Raw genomic sequence first — 17,983 nt, 5'->3', positions numbered from 1 at the left:
AATCTAGTCCCAAAATTCCGTGGCGCACAGCGCAATGCCGTGCGCCCGGATTCCTTGGCCGACCTCCAGCTTTTCGTTCACAATCAGCGGTAGGCCGTCGAGGTCGCATACCCAAAACTCCCCCATGCCTAGCTCGTTGCTGTGCTTGGCGACGCCCCCAATAGTCCCCGCCACCTCCACCTGCGGGTTCAACATGCTGGGCTTTAAGTTCCGGTAAAAGCGTTCGGTAGCGGGCGAAGTGAAGGAAAACTCCTCTGGCTCCCCTACTTCGTAATTCAACGCCGCCACCGTCGGCCGCAATGTCCCCTCTAGCTTTTCTCCGCCGACCGGGTTGCCCGCCGGCAGCGCAAACGGTGCATCCGTAAGGGCCGCGAACCGCAAATCCCCCGTTTCTACAATGCCGATATAGGGCGTTGCCCGGTATATGGTCCCCGGCGTCTCTTCCCCACCGCGATACGAAGGAACAGCAGCCCATTCCCCTTCGTATTCCATCCCTGTGACCGCCATGCCGGACGGGTCCGCGTAGAAAATCACCCGATCGAATCCTGGCGCATCCCACAGTTCGTGTTCTGTCGGCAGCTCCGCAATGAGTTCATCTATATCTAAAAAGTCGAATCCGCACGTGCCAAATAGCTTATCCATGACCGCAATTCTAAACGCTTCGCTCCATTTGGCCGGTCGCGCTTAGTGCCCTTGCGGGCCAACTCTAATCGGCAAACCTCATCACCCATTCAATTTCTAACCTAAGACTATCCCGTTCTACATAGTGGAATATCTCTAGAGATAGCTATACAAAAGGAAACAAAATATGTTTTCTAGCCAAATATGTTGGCTGATGAAATTGTTGTCTATGTATACCCACCCCGCAGGGAAGTAGTAGGAGTTGTCATATCAACCCATATGGCAACGATGAGTTGCTAGATCAACCTTGCTGTATAAACTGTTAAATACAACCGACTCTAGGAGGACGCGATGCGCTTGGAGCAGAGTGCAGCATGGGGCGACTTTGTCGCCATGCAAGAGGCGTTGCATGCGCGGCTGTCTGGACAGCTCCAGAGCGGCTCTAACCTGAGTGAAGCGGACTACGCGGTTTTGGCGGTGTTGCAGCGCCGTCGAAAAATTCATACGAGACCGAATGAATTGGCGGTGGAGCTCGGGTGGGAGAAGTCGCGATTGCATCGTCAGCTGTTGCGCATGGAGTCCCGAAAATTGGTTTCCAGGCGGGACGCGCCGGAGTTGGGAACTCGAGCTATTGAAGTCACAGTGACGGAAAAGGGAAGTGCCGCTTTCAGTGCAGCCATCGCGCGCCATACCGCCGCAGTCGATGAAATAGTAGTGAGCACCCTTAGTGACGAGGACCTACATACTTTGGGCAGGATCTCCCGTAAATTGTTGAGAGGGGTTGCTAAAAGCGGGGCTTCGGAAAGCTAGCTGTCCGCGCTGACCGGTGCATGTAAAAAGGCACCCGCCATAACAGCAGGTGCCTTACAAGATTGGCTAGGCGGGATCTAGGAAATCTTAAGAACGGTGCGTCCGTGGTGGGTGCCCTCGAGGAGGGACTTGGATTCTTCGACGACGTCCGACAATGGAATCGTATTGGTCAGGGACTCAAGGATGGACCGGTCCAGCTTGCGTGCGAGCAGTTGCCAAGCGTTCTGGCGGTAGTGCAATGGGGCGTCTACAGAGTTGACGCCGGCAAGGTGTACGTTGCGCAGAATGAACGGCAAGACGGTGGTGGGCAGGTCTGGACCGGCGGCCATACCGGTAGAGGCGACGGTGCCGCCCCACACAGTGCGGGCCAATACATTTGCCAAGACGTGGGAGCCGGAGGTATCAACCGCACCGGCATACGTTGCCTTCTGCAGGGGCTTTCCGGCCTCAGCAAATTCGGCGCGGTCCACAATGGTATGGGCACCAAGCTCGTGGAGGTACTGGGAATAGTCATCCGGGCGGCCGGTCATCGCGTGAACCTCGTAACCGGCATTGGACAGCAGATTCACGGCGATGGAGCCCACGCCACCGGTGGCGCCGGTGACCAGGACGGGGCCATCGGGAAGTCCGCGCAGGGAGTTAACACACAGGGCGGCTGTGTAACCTGCGGTTCCCACGGCGGCCGCCTGTTCTGCGGTGAAGTCTGCTGGCAGCGCGACGGTCGCCTGGGAATTCACACACTGCTTTGGGGTGTAGCCACCGTGGCGAAACTCGCCTAGGCCATCACCGAAGGAAGCTACTAGGGTGCCAACTGGGAGGCGTTCCACGCTGGATTCGGCAACGGTGCCGACCACGTCGATGCCCGGAACCAGCGGGCTGGTGCGCATGACGCCACGATCGCCGGCAATCGCCATGGCGTCCTTGTAGTTCAGCGAAGAATAAGACACATCGACGGTAAGGTCGCCCTCGCCGAGGAACTCTCCCTCTTCAAAGGAGGTCGTAACGGATTTATCTTCGTTGCGAGTAACTAGTAGAGTGCTCATGCTCACCATCGTACGTTAAATGTGATGCAGACATTTAACAGCGAATCTCACGGAGAATTTTCAGGCTCGCTTGTTAATTTGAACAACATGACGATGACCACGATGCCTACCCGCGCCTCGCGCCAGATTGGTGCGCTTGGCATGCCAGCTAAGCGCACGCTGTGGCGCAGTGCAGCCGTAGCCTGCGTGGTTGTCATGGTGGCTATTGCAGTAGCTACGGTGGGCAAGCCTTTCATAGATATCCCCGGTGTGGTCGATGCGTCAGCGCACGCACGCCGCAGCCTAGATTTGCAGATGTTTAACGGGTTTAATAACCCTCATCCGTGGTGGGGTCCGTGGACCAATACTTTGGGTAATGTTTTCCTCTTTATGCCGCTGGGTGCCTGCTTGGTGGTGATGGGACAAAATTCGCGGCGCGTCCGCTTCGGACGCGGCGGCACCATCCTTTTAGGGATGATGCTCAGCCTAGGCATTGAAATCGCCCAGTACATATTCTCATTGGGTTTCAGCGATGTTGATGACTTGGTTTTCAATACGCTTGGCGCGTCTTTGGGCGCGTTCCTAGTAAGCCGCAGCAGCGCGAAAGCGCAGCTACGAACCGTACGAGTAATCGGGTGGCTGGCAGCGTTGGGCTTGGGTGCTTTACTGGTTGCCGTTATTGCAGGGATTGTTGTCTAGAAGCTAGACGAGTGGACGCCCGCACGCGCTGGGGTAGGGCGGTGAGCGGTGAGCCCTAGGCCGGTTGCAGCTGGTTGGGATCCTCTGGAGCCGGGCTTTCATGCTAAGACTGCTTGCGCTCTTTAACAATGCCTGCCGTTAAGGCGCAAAGGCCAACCGCAATCCAGGCCAGGAGAATCCATACTTCGGCGCTAATCGGAGCGATGGGGAAGTAGTTTGCCGAGCGAGTTAGGGAAGCAGTGGCCGCATTGGGGAAGAACTGACCTACGGCTCCCCATGGTTTGGCAATGAATTCCTTGGGGGTCATCGTTCCGGCTAGGGGGTTGCCAATCAGCATTATGGTAATAGCGCCGAGCCCGAACCCTGCAGTTCCGAACAAGGCACGGAGCCCAACAATGAAGGATGAGAAGGCGGTGATGCCAAGGGCAAACACGCCCGCTGAAGTCCAGAAGCCAGCCGGCAGTAGGTCGAATACCCCGCTAAAGACCCAGGAAACGAGGAGGCCACCGAGTGGTGCGTATACAGCGAATGCGAGAAGGCGCTGGCTGTTTTTCTGCAGGGTAAAGGAGATTAGTGCCGCGCCGATCAAGCTGCCGATGGCAACGAGCAGAATTGAGAGATTGATTGCCATTCCTTGCGGATCACGGCTATCCAGCGGGGCTACATCTGTTGCTTTGACCTCAGCGGAGGGAACTTTGCTCTCAGGAAGACCCTTAGCTTGAGCGGCGGCCTTGGCTTGGCGATTTGCCATCTCACTCAATGGCTGTGACAGGTTTTTGATGATATTCGCCTGGGGCAAGCCCGCTGCCGAAGAGAAAAGAACCTCGGGCTCTTGGCCAAGGACGATTGCACCTGATACCTCACGTTGTTGAATGAGCCGTTCAGCTTCGGCTCGATCCGCGGCGGGCTGTGTCTTAAGTAAGCCGGGTTTCTTCTCATCGAGAGCGTTTTGTATCTGTGTAACTTGCTGCGGCTCGCCAACAACAGCGGTGGAAATATCGCGGGGTTCCATCGTAGCCATCGGCCAGAGGAAGGCTAGAAGGATGAGCGTGAGCGCTAAGGGGGCGAGAGCCCCGACGACTAGCGCCTTCTTTACGTTGTGCATGGGATACCTGCTTTCGGGTCGTATGAGTAGTTCGTCAACCGCAATTCAACGAACGTTGAACATGCTAATTCAACGCACGTTGAAATTCAACAGGTGTTGAAAAGTTCAAATGAAGTAGAGGTAAAATGGCCGGTATGGAGAACAAAAATGCAGGACGTCGGCCTGGGAACGAGGAGACTCGAGAAAAAATCCTGGCCGCAGCATGTACGCGTTTTGGCGATGTAGGCTTTGAGGCCACCACAATTCGCAGCGTGGCGGCAGAGGCCGAGGTAGACCCTGCGCTGGTGATGCACTACTTCAAAAACAAGCAAGGCCTTTTTGACGCGGTTGTCTCAAGCCTGCAAGAACTCCCTGGGCGGTTGGAAGATGTGGCAGACCTAAAAGGCTTCATTGCCAAGTACTTGCAGCTCTGGGAAGCAGAAGACATGGGGTCGAGGTTGAAGGCGGTATTGCGCGCCGGAGTGGGCTCTTCCCATGCTTCCGGAGTATTGCGGCAATATATGGACGAGCAATTCTTGGAGCTAGTATCCCAATCTAAATTGAGTGCAACGGTATTCGATACGCCAGAAAAGCGGGAACGCATTCCCTTTATTGGCGCAATGTTGGCTGGCGTTGCGACCACGCGCAACGTGATTCTCGTTCGCTATGTGCGAGAGAAAACCATCGACGAGCTAGCAGAGATCTATGCAGCGGCATGCGAGGCGATTTTGGAGGCGCGGCCTTAGGCGGATAATTCCGCTCGGTGCCCCCATTCGAACATGGTGGTGGCTGCATCGGTGCCGCTCAAGCTCTCGAACATAGCGAGGGGAGAGGTGGGGACCATTCCGGTGACCTGCGATACGCCGTAGTCTTCCAGCAGTACCGGGGCTAAGGGAGTTGACGGGCCCAGGACGACATTGAAGGACTCGCGGGAGAGCTCGAGCAGGCGGGGAGCGGTCTTATTAACAAAGGCAGAGCCGGTAATGAAGACATAATCGCACTCGGGCAGGATGTATTCGGCGGCGGAATCGGGATAGTCGCCCTCATTGAGCGAGCGCTCCAACATATAAAAATCTGCAGCCTGGTTGAGTGCCTTGGGTGCAAAAGGGAAGTGGCCGATTACCGCTACCTTCTTCCCGGCGACGGCGTTGCGGAAGGGATCGAAGATGTGGGGCCAGGGGGCGTCGGCAAGCGCAAAGCCATGCTCACCGGCCACGGAAGGTGTGGCGTAGTAGGAATTTAGCGCGGCCATGCCGAAGGAAGCCTCCGAAAAATTCCAGCTCTTGGCCAGCTGGGCTATGGCGCGTAAAGGAACGCCGGAGTACTCGGCGCGCATCTGGGCCGGGCGAGAAGTTGCTGACATAGTCATGGCCATGCCGCAGCTAGGGCTTTCGGTGTATACCCTGGTCCACCGCGGGCCTTGGGCGGCGCGGGAGACCACTATGTCACGGGGAATGGCATCGATGAGGTCATCGTAGAGATCCCAGGCAGACATGTATAAACCAGCTTTCCCAAATTGTGTCGCACTCTCTGCGTGAAGGCAGTGTAGTCGAATTAGCTGGGACTAACCTATAGCTTTAGTCACATATATTCGCTACATCGTTCGCGGTCTGCTTGGCAAAGGGGCTTACCCCGGTAATGGTTGCGGAGCCGGGGCCGGTCCACGTGCCGTAACCCACGAGGAAGAGGCCGTCGATGGTGGGGGAGGTGCCATCAAGGAGCCCGCGGATAGGCCGGAGGGCAGGCCGGAAACCGGTGCACCAGATGAGGTGGTCTGCGGTGACTTCTTCAAGCGAAGAAAACATGGGGGTGGCCTGCAAAAGTCCGGAATCCCGTGCGCGTAGGACCGGCGGAACCATCACAATATCGCCCAGGTTGGAATCCGCGCCGGGGTCTGGTTCGCCGCGCAGCATGGCGTTGAGGCGGGCGCGATTGCGCTGAAAGAGCACGCGGCCGTCAACGTCGTCGGGCATCCACCGCGGGGAGCTGCGGGTATACCAGGTGGTCTCCACGCCGGACAGCAGGAGCTCGGCCGCGATCTGGGCACCGGAATTGGCCGCGCCCACGACCGCCACGGTGGACCCTGCAAAGTCCTCCGGGCCCGGGTAGAAAGCCGAATGCCATTGCTGTCCGCCAAAATCGCCGGGGTAGTAGGGGATAAAGGGCGCGGACCACGTGCCCGTGGCCGCCACGACCGTGCGCGCGGTCAGATGCTCTGTACCGGCAAAGACGTGGAAGCACGCGCCATCATGGGTTACCGCATCCACTCTGACCGGCCGGCGGATGGGCAGTTCATAGCGCTTCTCATAACGCGCAAAATAATCAATAACGTGGCTGGCCGGCGGAAAGCCCTCGTGGTGGGGCATGGGCCATCCCGGCAGGTTAGAGGAGGCGGAATTGCTAAAGAGCGTAAGCGAAGGCCAGGTGTGGCGCCAGGCCGCGCCGGGGCCGGATTCGGCGTCCAGAATGACAAAATTCAGCCCCTTCTTGCGCAGGTAATAGCCCACCGCAAGACCCGCCTGACCGGCGCCAATGACTATGCAGTCCAGCATTAAATGAGCTTCCTCTCCCGCGCCACGGTCACCGCGGCGGTGCGAGTTTCCACGCCCAGCTTCTGAAAAATGTGAATGAGGTGGGTTTTGACCGTGGCCTCAGAGATGAAAAGCTGCTTGGCCAGCTCCTTATTGGAGGAACCGGTGGACAGCGCCCGGAGGATTTCTAGCTCGCGGGTGGACAGCGATTCCTGCGGTCGGCCCACGCGCTGGGCTAGGAGGTCCACTACCTCCGGTGCCAGGGTGCGGCGGTGCGCGGCGGTATTGAGCACGGCCTCGTGCAGCGCCTGCTCGGGGGAATCTTTAAGCAGATAGCCCATCGCGCCGGCCTCCACCGCGGCAAGGATATCGGCCTGCGTGTCATAGGTGGTCAGGATGAGCACGGGTGGGCCGCCGGCCTCCACTACCCGCTTGGTGGCCGCGATGCCATCCATGCCGGGCATCTGAATATCGCAGACCACGGCGTCTACCTGCGGGGCGTCGTCCGTAAAGAGCTTATCTACATCCGCGCCGGTGGAACCTTCCATGACTACCTCGACATCGGAGAAGGCATTAAGGATGGCACGCAGGCCGGCCCGGACCACTGGGTGATCATCAATCAGCATGACATTAACCATTGCTTTTCTCCTTCAGCGGGATACGGACGGCCAGGGCGGTGCCTTCGCCGGATTCCAGGTTCATGGTGCCGCCCACAGCTTCCACGCGGTCGCGCAGGCCGGTAAGCCCGAAACCATGATCCCCGCCGCTGGGGCGAGGGGAGGCGGATAGTCCGCATCCATTATCAACGACGTCCAAGGTCACCGCATCCTCGAAAAGGCCGAGCGTGACCACGGCGCGCGAGGCGTGGGCGTGTTTGATGACGTTATTTAGGCCCTCTTGCGCGGCGCGCACGATGACCTCTTTGATGCATTCGGGCACCTTGCCGCTGCCGGAAACCACCAGCTCAAAGGTGGTCTCTTCCCCCAAGGCTTTTACACGGCTGCGCATCTGGGACAGCAGGGAAGTGAGCTGGGTTTCCAGCCGCTCATCCGGGCCGGCAAGCTCGCGGACGAAGCGTCGGGCCTCAGCCAGGTTCTCGCTCGCGACATCCTCGATAACCGCCAGCTGCTCCTCTTTAGTCGCTGGATCATCGGTGCCGCGGGCCGCGCGGGAGAGCAACAAGATGGAGCTGAGGCCTTGCGCAACGGTGTCATGGATCTCGCGGGAGAGGCGCTCCCGCTCCTCTAGTCGGCCGGCTTGGTGCTCGCTGGCGGCCAGCTCGGCTTGGGTTTCGCGCAGCTGCTTGGCGATGTCCCTGTGGTGCGCCGCCTCTGCCTGCAGCCGCCGCTGGATGAAAAAGACCGTGGCCGCAAAGGCGGTACCGATAAGCGGTCCCACGGCCGCAGCGATGGACCAGCCCTCGGGGTGCAGCCAGGCGGGGATGAATGCCGCTGCTGCCCACAGCACGGCGATGGAGACCAACCCAGGCATGGTGGGCAGGGCGCGCAGAAAGACAAAAATGAGCGGGAATTCCAGCCACATGAAATCCTGCGCATGCACCATCAGGCCCAGCCACAGGAGGCATAGCCCACCCAGCCATAACCATGTGGGCAGCCAACGCTGTGCGGAATACACCACGGCGAGGGTGATGGCTAAGCCGATCACCCGGGCGTCGAGCCGGTCATCCACATAGGCGCGCGTCACGCCGAAGACTAGCAGAAACGCGAACATGGCGTGGAGGCCATAGACCCATAATTTTTGTCCCTTAAACACAACCACTCAGGATATCCGCGTACGGGTGGACCGTGAATCAACCACTTGGTTGACTCAAGGTTCAGCGAGCTGGCCGATTACTTCTGACCTGCATAAAGCGAATATAGAACTATGTTCCTAGCAATCAGAGAAATCACCACAGCGCGCGGCCGCTTCGCGCTCATCGGCGGCACGGTTGCGCTCATTACCCTTTTGCTCGTGATGCTCTCCGGCCTGACGGAGGGCCTGTCCAAGCAAAATACTTCCGCGTTGGAGTCCCTGGAAGAGGAGTACCCATATATTTCCTTTTCCACCGAGGACCCTTCCTTTAGCGAATCCGAGATGCACGCCGGCGATATCGCCAGCGATGGCATTCCCTTCGGTGCGGCCCAGACCAAGCTGGAGGGCCACGGCGGTGTTGCCGTCCTCAGCCTGCCGGCCGGCACCCAGGTTCCGGGTAGCGATAAGACCATCCCGGAGGAGGGCGTGCTTCTGCCAGAGTCCATCGACGCGGCCGATACCGTCACCCTAGGCGGCGCCGACTTTTCGGTGGAGGGCACCGTCCCAGAGACCATGTACTCCCACTCCGAGGTGGTGTGGGCCTCCACCGAGTCCTGGCAGCAGATTAGCCACGCTCCGGAAGGCGTGATCGGCACCGCAGCGCTGTATAAGTACGAGGTTCCAGGCTCCGTGAAGGTGTCCACGTCCTTCTCCGGACTAGCGGCCTATCAGTCTGAGCGCGGCTCGCTGCTTACCATGCAGGGCTTCTTGTATGGCATCTCCGCGCTGGTCACCGTCGCTTTCTTGACCGTATGGACCATTCAACGCACCCGCGACCTGTCCATCCTGCGCGCGCTCGGTGCCACCGTGCGCTACCTCTTGCGCGATGCCCTGGCACAAGCCGCCATCATCTTGGCGGCCGGCACCATTGCGGGCGCTGTCGTTGGGTGGGTGCTCGGCGCGCTTGCTTCCGGCACCGTGCCCTTCGATGTTTCCCTGCGCACCATCGCCGTTCCCGCGGTTGGCATCTGGGCCCTCGGCATGGCCGGCGCCCTTATTGCTACCCGCCGCGTAGCTAAAGCCAACCCACTCGATGCTCTTGGAGGAAATGCTTAACATGTCCACCATTCTTGATATCCGCAACGCCACCGTGACCTACCAGGACGGTGAGACCACGACCACCGCGCTTGCCGACGCCTCCCTCATCGCCGAATCCAACACCCTTACCGCCATCGTGGGTGAGTCCGGGTCCGGCAAGTCCACGTTGCTGTCCGTAGCCGCAGGCCTCATCACCCCAGACTCCGGGTCCGTGCACGTGGACGGTACCCGCTCCATCATCTTCCAGCAGGCCAACCTGCTGTCTTCGCTCAATGTGCGCGACCAATTGGTGATCATGGACCATATCGCTGGCCGCAAGCTGCGCCCACAGCGCGCCGATGAGCTATTGGAGTTTGTTGGCCTAGCGGGGATGGGAAACCGCCGCATGGGTCAGTTATCCGGTGGCCAGCGCCAGCGCGTCAATATCGCCCGAGCGCTCATGGAGCAGCCGGACCTGCTCTTGGCCGATGAGCCTACCTCTGCGCTTGATTCCCACCTCTCGCAGGAAATCATCCGCCTCTTGCGCGATGTCACCCAGGAGATGAACACCGCAACCGTACTGGTGACCCACGACCGCTCCCTGCTGAACTTCGCTGACCGCGTCGTGGAGGTCAAGGACGGCCACGTCTCCGAGCAGGAGAAGGTTTCTGCGCTCAGCTAGCCTCAGCTAGCGCTGCATGAGGAGTAGTCGTGCGATTGCCTGCGGCACGGCCGCGGCAATCTGAGAGGCGGAGCAAAGGCCAAAGCCGTCCGGGGTGTGGGCGGCAATGGCCGCCGCGTGTTGGTGGATGGCCGCGGCGTGCAGGATTTCCATAATTATCGCCTCCGCATCCGCCTCGGCGGCATCCAGTTGCGCGAGCGTGGCTCCGAGGATGCCAGAGAGTACGTCACCAGAACCGGCGGTGGCCGCGTAGGAGTGCCCTGCGTTCATGCCATAAATTTTCTGGCCTGGGGCCGTGACCGTGGTGATCCGGCCCTTGTGCAGGATGAAGCAGTCGAGGGCATCGGAAAGCTCTCGCAGGCGCACCCCGAGCCCCTCCGAAAGATCAGGTTCGCGGCCGAGAGTTGCCGCGTAGAGCCGCGCAAACTCCCCGGCATGCGGGGTCAGGACAGCGCAGGGATGATCGCGCACGAGTTCGCGTAGATCGCCGTCGGTCGAAAGCACGGTCAGCGCATCGGCGTCGATAATCGTGGGCAGCCCGCGTTCTAGCACGGCGCGCAATTCCGCGGCCGCCTCCGGTCCGGTGCCCCGCCCTGGGCCTACGACCCAGGCTTGGGCGTGGACCTTTTCTTGGGCACTGGCATGAGGCACTACCTCCGGCAGGCTCGTGACCACGGAGTCACTGCCCACGACGCGAACCATGGACGGCGTGGCGCGCACCGCGCCCGTGGCGGCGAGGATGCCCGCGCCGGGATAGGCGCTGCTGCCAGCACAGACCGCGGTCACCCCGCCGGTGTACTTGGTGCTTGTCGCCCCCGGAGTCGGATCCAGGATTGGTCCAGTGCAGCCCACCGGCTTCGGGGCGGTGACCAGGCCTTGTTCTCCCGAAAGCACCGGCTCAGTCGGCCACTGGTAGGGCAAGGTAATAGTGGGTTCATTGGCGATATAGCCCACCGGCTCCGCGGTAGCGGAAAGCTCTTCTGCAAAGGAGCGCGGGGCGCCGGGCAGGCGCAGATCGCAGAGGACCACCGCACCGCATTCCGGGGCAAAGATATGTCCGGTACGAGCCCAGCCAAAGCTAATGGTCACGTCTGCCTCTACGGCTTCGGCTGCGGCCACGCCGGTATCGGCGTTAATGCCCGACGGAATGTCCACCGCTAATACCGGGACCCCGCGCTCCTTGGCCTCGGTATAGGCCCGCAGCGGGGCACCGGATAGGCCGCGGGTGGAGGCGAGGCCGGCGACGGCGTCGATAAGCAGATCGGCGTCTCCTAGACCGTGCGCAATGGTTCCGCCGGCCGCGGTAAATGCCTCTAGTGCGGGTTCGTGGGCGCTATCCGCTGCAAGGATGGCCTCCACTGAGTAGCCCTCTTCTGCCAGGAAAGCGCCAGCATAGAGTCCATCGCCGCCGTTGCCGCCTGGCCCGGCAAGGATAGTTACGCGCCGATAAGCGCCGAGCATGCTCGCGGCCGTGGCTGCTACGCCTCGTGCGGCCAAGCGCATGAGCTCATCGTCAAAGTTCTGTTGGGCTAGAAGGGAATGCTCCGCCGCGCGGACGGCGGCAACGCTAAAGGCATGTCGCATGCCCGCCAGGATAGGCCTTTAAGGAGCCGGTTGGCAGGTCGGGCACCAAAATAGGTTGCGTCCCTCCATGACCTTTTCTGCCACCGGGGTGCCGCAGATATAGCAAGGTAGGCCGGCGCGGCGGTAGACGTAGACCTCGCCGCCGTGGTCGTCCTTGCGCGGTTCGCGGCCCATGGCCTCGGGGGAATGCTCGGGCCGTACAGTATCGATGCGGCCGTGCTCCACCCCGTACCCCATCAGATCCACCAAGTCCGCCCACGTGGCGTCAAAAGTTTCACGGGAAACATCTCGGCCCGGTAGGAAAGGGGAGAGCCCGTGGCGAAAGAGGGTCTCCGCCCGGTAGATATTGCCCACTCCGGAATAAAGGTGCTGATCCATCATGAGTGAGCCGATGCTGCGGCGAGATTTATGCACTTTGGCCCAGAGCGCCTCCACGTCGGCGTCCTTGCGCAGCGGGTCTTGGCCTACCTTGGTTAGCTGTGCGCGGTACTCCTCTTCAGTGAGCAGGCGGCAAAACTGCGGTCCGCGCAGGTTAGCGGCCTCGGCTCCATTATCAATGCGCACCCGGATCTGTCCCCCGGCTTCCTCGCGGGGCTCGAAGCGCAGCTTGCCAATCAGGCCTAGGTGAATATAGAGGATATGGTGCGGATCCTGGGCGCTAAAGTGCACGAAAAGGTGCTTGCCGTAGGTCTCTGCCAGCTCGATGCGCTCGCCATCGAGAAGCTCCGCCTCCGCCGCGAAGCGACCCTGCGGACTGGTCACGCGCAGCGGCATGCCGCGAAAATCGGCGTTGAATTTTTTAGCTAGGCGGTGGATGACGTGACCTTCAGGCATGAAATCCAGTTTAATCGGGAAGAATTTTCGGCAAAACCGGGCGCTAACCAGCTCACTTATTTGCGGGGAGACAATAGCGTAAACTCGAAATGCGGAATGATTTAACTCAGGGGAAGGCTTTCAAATCATGACGCAAAAAATCGGCTTTGACCGCGAGAAATACATTGAGCTGCAGTCGAAGCACATCCACGCCCGCCGCGAGGAAATCGGCGGCAAGCTCTACCTAGAGATGGGCGGCAAGCTTTTTGACGATATGCACGCCTCCCGCGTGCTGCCCGGCTTCACCCCGGACAATAAAATCGCGATGCTGGAGCGCATCAAAGAGGACGTAGAGATCCTCATCTGCATCAACGCCAAGGATATCTCCCGCCAGAAGGTACGCGCGGACCTGGGCATTCTTTATGAAGATGACCTGCTGCGCCTGGTGGATGTATTCCGCAGCCGCGGATTCTTGGTGGAAAACATCGTCATGACCCAGCTGGAGGAAGGCAACTCCCAGGCGGAGGCCTTCATTGAAAAGGCAGAGCGCCTCGGCCTCAAGGTGGCGCGCCACCGCGTTATCCCTGGTTACCCCACCAATACGGACCTCATCGTGTCCGAAGAGGGTTTTGGCCGCAATGAGTTTGCGGAAACCTCCCGCGACCTCGTCGTTGTCACCGCGCCGGGCCCTGGCTCCGGCAAGCTGGCCACCGCGCTCTCGCAGGTCTACCACGAGCACCAGCGCGGCAATAATGCCGGCTACGCCAAGTTTGAAACCTTCCCTATCTGGAATCTCCCCTTGGAACACCCCGTGAACCTGGCCTATGAGGCAGCCACGGTGGACCTCAACGATTCCAATATTATTGACCACTTCCACCTGTCCGCCCACGGCGAATCCACCGTGAACTACAACCGCGATGTGGAAGCATTCCCGCTGCTGCGCACGCTTTTGGAAAAGCTCACCGGCACCACCCCGTACCAGTCTCCGACGGACATGGGCGTGAACATGGCAGGCTTCTGCATTACTGATGACGCCGTATGCCGCGCCGCCGCCCAGCAAGAAATCATCCGCCGTTACTTCAAGGCACAGGTGGAAGAGGCTCGTGCGGGTCTGGGCACCGAGCAATCCGAGCGCGCCGCGGTCATCATGGCCAAGGCCGGCATCAAGGTAGAAGACCGCCCCGTGGTGGCACCTGCGCGCCAGCGCGCGGAAGAAACTGGTGAACCCGCCTCCGCTATGCAGCTGCACGATGGCACCATGATCACCGGCCGCACCGCGCCCCTGCTGGGCTGCTCGGCGGCGATGCTGCTCAACGCGCTGAAGCACCTCGCGGGCATCGATGACGATATCCACCTGCTGTCGCCCGAGTCCATCGAGCCGATTCAAACGCTCAAGACCAAGCACCTGGGTTCCAAGAATCCACGCCTGCATACCGACGAGGTGCTGATCGCCTTGTCCGTGTCTGCGGCGAAGGATGACAACGCCCGTAAGGCGCTGGAGCAGATCAAGGAGCTTGCTGGTTGTGACGTCCACACCACCACCATCCTGGGTTCTGTGGATGAGGGAATCTTCCGCAACCTGGGCGTGCTCGTGACCTCTGATCCCGTCTTCGCCCGCAAGAAGGCGCTGTACCAAAAGCGCTAACTTTCGCGTGCTCAAGGTTCGGCCCTTTCAGCTTGTGCTGGAGGGGCCGCAGTCATATGAGCGAGAGCTACAAGATTGGGGATCTGCGCAGCTGCAGGCCTAAGATTGGGGCGTGACTATTGGCAAAGTTCTCCTGTATTACTGCTTTACCCCCATCGAAGATCCCACCGCAATCATGCTGTGGCAGCGCACCCTGTGCGAGTCCCTGGGGCTCAAGGGGCGCATCCTCATTTCCGAGCACGGCATCAACGGCACCGTTGGCGGCGATATGGAAGCCTGCAAGCGCTACGTCCGCCAGACCAAGGAATACCCCGGCTTTAAGCGCATGCAGTTCAAGTGGTCCGAGGGCGGCGCGGATGACTTCCCGCGCCTTTCGGTCAAGGTGCGCGATGAAATCGTGGCCTTTGGCGCGCCGGGCGAGCTGAAGGTCGATGAAAACGGCGTCGTTGGCGGCGGCGTGCACCTCAAGCCAGAAGAGGTAAATAAGCTGGTAGAAGAACGTGGCGAGGAGGTCGTCTTCTTTGACGGCCGCAACGCCATGGAGGCAGAGATTGGCAAGTTTAAAAATGCCGTCGTGCCCGATGTGAAAACCACGCATGACTTCATCGAGGAAATCGAATCCGGCAAGTATGACTGGATGAAGGATAAGCCGGTGGTGTCCTACTGCACCGGTGGCATTCGCTGCGAAATCCTGTCCTCGTTGATGAAGAACCGTGGCTTCCAAGAGGTCTACCAGATCGATGGCGGAATCGTGCGCTACGGCGAAAAGTACGGCAATGATGGCCTGTGGGAAGGCTCCATGTATGTCTTTGACAAGCGCATGCACCACGAGTTTGGCCAAGGACTCCAAGACCCCGGCTTCATCCAGCTGGGTCACTGCGTGCACTGCGGCAAGGGTACGAATACCTTCCACAATTGCATCAATGAAGACACCTGCCGCCAGCAGGTACTCATCTGTGATGATTGCATCCAGCACGTAGAAACCCAGCACTGCGGCCGGCCGGATTGCGCCGAAGTGGCAGCGCAGCTAGCCAAGCAGGAGAGCTAGCCGCGCGCCGTTTCCTTGCGGAGGCAGCCCCACCACCAGTGCTGCCACGCGGTGGTATACGGGCTGCCCGGCGGATAGATGATGCCGGTAGAGGTGTGCAGCTTACTGACCGGGCTAATGCCGTGGAGCGAGTTGAGGAACCACAGGGGGCACTCGGCGGCGAGTTCGGCGGTGATGGGGCGCGTTTCGGTGTGAATTCCTAGGTCCGCAGCGCGCCGGGCAACTTGGCGCAGCGTGATGCTGGGCAGCGCCGGACCGGTGGGGAGGATGAGCGTCTCCCCATCCCAGGCAACGAGCGCGCTGGTGGTGGTCTCCACCATGGCACCGGAGGCATCCACGATGGCGGTGTCATCGGTGCCGTCTGCCTGATACTCGTCGCGGTAACGTGCCAGCGCTGGAAAATCGGGGCCCTTGACTAAAGGCTTCGTGCGCGGGTCGGGGGCTTGCACATAGGTCAGCCGGGTGGTTCGGCGCGCAGGGGGTGCGGGGCGAATATCGAGGCGCAGGTGTCCGCCGGCTAGCGAAATGCGGGGGAAGAGATCGCCGGGGCCCATAAGCTGCAGCATCGCGGGGACGAAGCCGGCGGGAAGTGGGCCGGCTACCGACTCGAAGCGTTGGAGGTGAAGGGGGAGGGCGTTGGAGTGGGCGTCGCCAAGCATCCGCCAAGAATCCGCAACGTCAAAGGGGCCGGGTTGGGGCTGGCTTGGAATGAAGCTGCCCTGGTGCCAGAGGTAGGTGCTCATTGCCACGCCCCCAACACGGATTGGGCCTTGAGGTTGCGCTCCTCCAGCTCGGCGGCCGGATCCGAATCCAGGACGATGGCCCCGCCGGCGCCGATGGTGACCTCACCGGCCGCCCGCACGGCCGTGCGGATGACCACGCTGAGATCGGATTGTCCGTCAAACCCCAGGTAGCCCACCACGCCGGAGTACACACCGCGCGGTCCCGTTTCGAGTTGGTCAATGATCTCGCAGGTGCGCAGCTTCGGCGCGCCCGTCATAGAGCCAGGAGGGAAGGTGGCGCGGAGGGCATCGACCGCGGTGGCACCGGCGCGCAGCTGCCCGGTAATGGTGGAGACCAACTGATGCACGGTGGCGTAGCTTTCTACCTGCATCAACTTCGGCACGCGCACGGTACCGGGCTCGCATACCCGGGAGAGATCATTGCGCAGTAGGTCAACGATCATGAGATTTCCGGCCCGTGTTTTCGGGTCCGTGGTCAGCAGCGCGGGATCCTGGTCGGCCGAGATGGTGCCCTTAATCGGCTTGGCCTCTACCTCACGGCCGCGCACGGTGAGGAAACGCTCGGGCGAGGCGCTGCAGACCTCGACGCCGTCGAAGACGAGGTGCGCGGCATAGGGGGCGGGATTGTGCGAGCGCAGTCGGGGATAGAGCTCACCCTCGGCCGCGGCCGTGTAGGTATCGGTCAGGCAGACCTCGTAGCTCTCGCCGGCGTGCAGGAATTCTTGGGCGCGCTTAATCCGCTCCAGGTAGCCAGGGCTGCGCCAGGAGCCCGCGCTTAGCGACGCCCCACCGTCCTCCCCCGTTGACCGTGGTCCCTCTGCATCTAAGGCGGCTTCCAGGCGGTTTAGCAATTCCTCGGCGCCGTCGCCGGCAAGGCAGCACAGGTGCGCGGTTTCTGCCTGGTGGTCATAGACGATGAAAGACTGCGGCCGCACAAAGTAGGCATCGGGGTAAGGGGAGCGGTGGCGTAGCTCAATGGGCAGGGTGAGCTGGGCGCATTCGTAGCCCAAGTACCCGATGACCCCGCCGGTAAACGGGAGGGCCGGTGCGTCGATGATACGGGTGGCGAGCTCGCGGTCGAGGAGGGTGAGGATATCGGGGGCGTCGCCAAGCCGGTAGCGGAAAGAGCGACTCAATGCGCCGGCGGTATCGCCGAGGATGGAATAGCGCCCGCGGGGATCTGCGGAGTCGAGGAAGAAGGCATCGTTGCCCTCGGCGCGCAGGGTGGCAAAGACCCGTGGGCAGTCCACCGCGCCGGGGACTTCGCGGTGGAGCAGGCGGAACCCGCCCAGAAAGTTGCGCATAATCTCCCGGCCGTACTGGGTAAGCACCGACTCCGGGTGAAATTGCACGCCCCAGTGCGGCAAGCCGTCGACCTTAAGCGCTTGGATGACGCCATCCTCGCTGCGGGCATGCACGGTAATGCCGGGCGCCTTATCTATATGCAGGGAGTGGTAGCGCACCACTTCAAAATCCTGCGGGATTCCGGCAAAGATGCCTTCGCCCGAGTGACTGATGGTAGAGACAAAACCGTGGCGCGGCTGCGGCGCGCGCGACACCTGGGCACCGGCCAGCAGTCCCAGCCCCTGGTGGCCAAGGCATACGCCCAGCACCGGAATCTCGGCCGCGGCTGCGGCGGCGACAATGCCTCGGGCAGCATCGAAATCCTCCTCGCGTTCCGGCGTGCCCGGGCCAGGAGAAATCACCACATGCGAAAATTCGCCGGCACGGACGCGCTCGGCCAGTCCGTCCGCTTCACCGGCAGCGACGACGAGTGGTTCGCGTCCGGCTACCTCCGCGATGAGGTGGGCAAGGTTGAAGGTATAAGAATCGTAATTATCAAGCAGGAGGATCATAGGGAGGCGGAAAGTT

The 17,983-nt window shown here is 60.8% G+C and carries 18 protein-coding genes; 7 read left to right on the top strand and 11 right to left on the bottom strand.

The window, feature by feature from the left end:
* Nucleotides 1–3: 3 nt before the first annotated feature.
* Entirely contained in the window at nucleotides 4–642 is a 639-nt protein-coding gene (locus MHK00_RS08035; protein WP_049359148.1) for a hypothetical protein, read from the bottom strand.
* Nucleotides 643–972: 330 nt separating this feature from the next.
* On the opposite strand from MHK00_RS08035, the gene MHK00_RS08030 reads away from it, so the two are divergent.
* Nucleotides 973–1,431 carry a MarR family winged helix-turn-helix transcriptional regulator gene (locus MHK00_RS08030; protein WP_049359150.1) on the top strand — a complete coding sequence of 153 codons (459 nt, stop codon included), beginning with the start codon at nucleotides 973–975 and terminating at the stop codon, nucleotides 1,429–1,431.
* A gap of 77 nt (nucleotides 1,432–1,508) precedes the next feature.
* Here MHK00_RS08030 and MHK00_RS08025 read toward each other — a convergent pair whose 3' ends face one another.
* Nucleotides 1,509–2,483 (bottom strand): MDR family oxidoreductase, encoded by a 975-nt coding sequence (locus MHK00_RS08025; protein WP_080971180.1) that lies wholly within the window; start codon nucleotides 2,481–2,483, stop codon nucleotides 1,509–1,511.
* A gap of 78 nt (nucleotides 2,484–2,561) precedes the next feature.
* On the opposite strand from MHK00_RS08025, the gene MHK00_RS08020 reads away from it, so the two are divergent.
* Nucleotides 2,562–3,152, top strand: a complete 591-nt coding sequence (locus MHK00_RS08020) for a VanZ family protein (protein ID WP_250411183.1) — start codon at nucleotides 2,562–2,564, stop codon at nucleotides 3,150–3,152.
* A gap of 103 nt (nucleotides 3,153–3,255) precedes the next feature.
* Here MHK00_RS08020 and MHK00_RS08015 read toward each other — a convergent pair whose 3' ends face one another.
* Entirely contained in the window at nucleotides 3,256–4,257 is a 1,002-nt protein-coding gene (locus MHK00_RS08015) for an ABC transporter permease (protein ID WP_250411180.1), read from the bottom strand.
* Nucleotides 4,258–4,391: 134 nt separating this feature from the next.
* Here MHK00_RS08015 and MHK00_RS08010 point away from each other — a divergent pair, with 134 nt between their 5' ends.
* Complete coding sequence (locus MHK00_RS08010) at nucleotides 4,392–4,982, top strand: TetR/AcrR family transcriptional regulator (RefSeq protein WP_250411177.1); 591 nt, start codon at nucleotides 4,392–4,394, stop codon at nucleotides 4,980–4,982.
* On the opposite strand, the gene MHK00_RS08005 is transcribed toward MHK00_RS08010, so the two are convergent.
* The 4 genes from MHK00_RS08005 to MHK00_RS07990 all read right to left on the bottom strand — a co-directional run bounded on the left by MHK00_RS08005 (nucleotide 4,979) and on the right by MHK00_RS07990 (nucleotide 8,498).
* Nucleotides 4,979–5,731, bottom strand: coding sequence for a DUF364 domain-containing protein (locus MHK00_RS08005; protein WP_250411174.1), 753 nt, complete (start codon nucleotides 5,729–5,731; stop codon nucleotides 4,979–4,981). The two genes, MHK00_RS08010 and MHK00_RS08005, sit on opposite strands and share 4 nt — an antisense overlap.
* Before the next feature lie 82 nt (nucleotides 5,732–5,813).
* Nucleotides 5,814–6,788 carry an NAD(P)-binding domain-containing protein gene (locus MHK00_RS08000; RefSeq protein ID WP_250411173.1) on the bottom strand — a complete coding sequence of 325 codons (975 nt, stop codon included), beginning with the start codon at nucleotides 6,786–6,788 and terminating at the stop codon, nucleotides 5,814–5,816.
* Nucleotides 6,788–7,405, bottom strand: coding sequence for a response regulator (locus MHK00_RS07995; RefSeq protein WP_005325921.1), 618 nt, complete (start codon nucleotides 7,403–7,405; stop codon nucleotides 6,788–6,790). The genes MHK00_RS08000 and MHK00_RS07995 overlap by 1 nt, the downstream gene beginning before the upstream one ends.
* A complete protein-coding gene (locus tag MHK00_RS07990) occupies nucleotides 7,398–8,498 on the bottom strand; it encodes a sensor histidine kinase (protein ID WP_250411170.1) in 1,101 nt (366 codons plus the stop codon). Before MHK00_RS07990 ends, MHK00_RS07995 begins: the two co-directional genes overlap by 8 nt.
* Before the next feature lie 153 nt (nucleotides 8,499–8,651).
* Here MHK00_RS07990 and MHK00_RS07985 point away from each other — a divergent pair, with 153 nt between their 5' ends.
* Nucleotides 8,652–9,635, top strand: coding sequence for an ABC transporter permease (locus MHK00_RS07985; protein WP_250411167.1), 984 nt, complete (start codon nucleotides 8,652–8,654; stop codon nucleotides 9,633–9,635).
* Nucleotide 9,636: 1 nt separating this feature from the next.
* A complete protein-coding gene (locus MHK00_RS07980; RefSeq protein ID WP_005326966.1) occupies nucleotides 9,637–10,278 on the top strand; it encodes an ABC transporter ATP-binding protein in 642 nt (213 codons plus the stop codon).
* Between the two features lie 6 nt (nucleotides 10,279–10,284).
* Here the strand turns inward: MHK00_RS07980 and MHK00_RS07975 are convergent, their stop codons facing one another.
* Nucleotides 10,285–11,862, bottom strand: a complete 1,578-nt coding sequence (locus MHK00_RS07975) for a bifunctional ADP-dependent NAD(P)H-hydrate dehydratase/NAD(P)H-hydrate epimerase (protein ID WP_250411165.1) — start codon at nucleotides 11,860–11,862, stop codon at nucleotides 10,285–10,287.
* An 18-nt stretch (nucleotides 11,863–11,880) separates the two neighbouring features.
* Entirely contained in the window at nucleotides 11,881–12,696 is an 816-nt protein-coding gene (locus MHK00_RS07970) for an Fpg/Nei family DNA glycosylase (protein ID WP_250411163.1), read from the bottom strand.
* Nucleotides 12,697–12,823: 127 nt separating this feature from the next.
* Between MHK00_RS07970 and MHK00_RS07965 the strand changes: the two genes are divergently transcribed.
* Nucleotides 12,824–14,320 (top strand): DUF1846 domain-containing protein, encoded by a 1,497-nt coding sequence (locus MHK00_RS07965; RefSeq protein ID WP_250411162.1) that lies wholly within the window; start codon nucleotides 12,824–12,826, stop codon nucleotides 14,318–14,320.
* Between the two features lie 112 nt (nucleotides 14,321–14,432).
* A complete protein-coding gene (gene trhO / locus MHK00_RS07960; RefSeq protein WP_005325928.1) occupies nucleotides 14,433–15,368 on the top strand; it encodes an oxygen-dependent tRNA uridine(34) hydroxylase TrhO in 936 nt (311 codons plus the stop codon).
* On the opposite strand, the gene MHK00_RS07955 is transcribed toward trhO, so the two are convergent.
* Nucleotides 15,365–16,111 carry an aminotransferase class IV gene (locus MHK00_RS07955; protein WP_250411159.1) on the bottom strand — a complete coding sequence of 249 codons (747 nt, stop codon included), beginning with the start codon at nucleotides 16,109–16,111 and terminating at the stop codon, nucleotides 15,365–15,367. The two genes, trhO and MHK00_RS07955, sit on opposite strands and share 4 nt — an antisense overlap.
* Complete coding sequence (locus MHK00_RS07950; protein ID WP_250411156.1) at nucleotides 16,108–17,967, bottom strand: chorismate-binding protein; 1,860 nt, start codon at nucleotides 17,965–17,967, stop codon at nucleotides 16,108–16,110. Before MHK00_RS07950 ends, MHK00_RS07955 begins: the two co-directional genes overlap by 4 nt.
* Nucleotides 17,968–17,983: the final 16 nt, after the last annotated feature.

It is taken from the genome of Corynebacterium tuberculostearicum, assembly GCF_022347385.1.
In the GTDB taxonomy this organism is placed as follows: domain Bacteria; phylum Actinomycetota; class Actinomycetes; order Mycobacteriales; family Mycobacteriaceae; genus Corynebacterium; species Corynebacterium tuberculostearicum_M.
Note: the sequence above shows the minus strand (reverse complement) of the source record. Positions and strands in the feature narration are given on the sequence as shown.

Bases quoted from the DNA above. Each gene is read 5' to 3' on its own strand.
- MHK00_RS07995 (WP_005325921.1), bottom strand. From the start codon at position 7,405: ATGGTTAATGTCATGCTGATTGATGATCACCCAGTGGTCCGGGCCGGC.
- MHK00_RS08030 (WP_049359150.1), top strand. From the start codon at position 973: ATGCGCTTGGAGCAGAGTGCAGCATGGGGCGACTTTGTCGCCATGCAA.
- MHK00_RS08035 (WP_049359148.1), bottom strand. From the start codon at position 642: ATGGATAAGCTATTTGGCACGTGCGGATTCGACTTTTTAGATATAGAT.
- MHK00_RS08010 (WP_250411177.1), top strand. From the start codon at position 4,392: ATGGAGAACAAAAATGCAGGACGTCGGCCTGGGAACGAGGAGACTCGA.
- MHK00_RS08020 (WP_250411183.1), top strand. From the start codon at position 2,562: ATGACGATGACCACGATGCCTACCCGCGCCTCGCGCCAGATTGGTGCG.
- MHK00_RS07985 (WP_250411167.1), top strand. From the start codon at position 8,652: ATGTTCCTAGCAATCAGAGAAATCACCACAGCGCGCGGCCGCTTCGCG.
- MHK00_RS07955 (WP_250411159.1), bottom strand. From the start codon at position 16,111: ATGAGCACCTACCTCTGGCACCAGGGCAGCTTCATTCCAAGCCAGCCC.
- MHK00_RS08005 (WP_250411174.1), bottom strand. From the start codon at position 5,731: ATGTCTGCCTGGGATCTCTACGATGACCTCATCGATGCCATTCCCCGT.
- MHK00_RS08025 (WP_080971180.1), bottom strand. From the start codon at position 2,483: ATGGTGAGCATGAGCACTCTACTAGTTACTCGCAACGAAGATAAATCC.
- MHK00_RS08015 (WP_250411180.1), bottom strand. From the start codon at position 4,257: ATGCACAACGTAAAGAAGGCGCTAGTCGTCGGGGCTCTCGCCCCCTTA.
- MHK00_RS07970 (WP_250411163.1), bottom strand. From the start codon at position 12,696: ATGCCTGAAGGTCACGTCATCCACCGCCTAGCTAAAAAATTCAACGCC.
- MHK00_RS07980 (WP_005326966.1), top strand. From the start codon at position 9,637: ATGTCCACCATTCTTGATATCCGCAACGCCACCGTGACCTACCAGGAC.
- MHK00_RS07950 (WP_250411156.1), bottom strand. From the start codon at position 17,967: ATGATCCTCCTGCTTGATAATTACGATTCTTATACCTTCAACCTTGCC.
- MHK00_RS08000 (WP_250411173.1), bottom strand. From the start codon at position 6,788: ATGCTGGACTGCATAGTCATTGGCGCCGGTCAGGCGGGTCTTGCGGTG.
- MHK00_RS07975 (WP_250411165.1), bottom strand. From the start codon at position 11,862: ATGCGACATGCCTTTAGCGTTGCCGCCGTCCGCGCGGCGGAGCATTCC.
- MHK00_RS07990 (WP_250411170.1), bottom strand. From the start codon at position 8,498: ATGTTCGCGTTTCTGCTAGTCTTCGGCGTGACGCGCGCCTATGTGGAT.
- MHK00_RS07965 (WP_250411162.1), top strand. From the start codon at position 12,824: ATGACGCAAAAAATCGGCTTTGACCGCGAGAAATACATTGAGCTGCAG.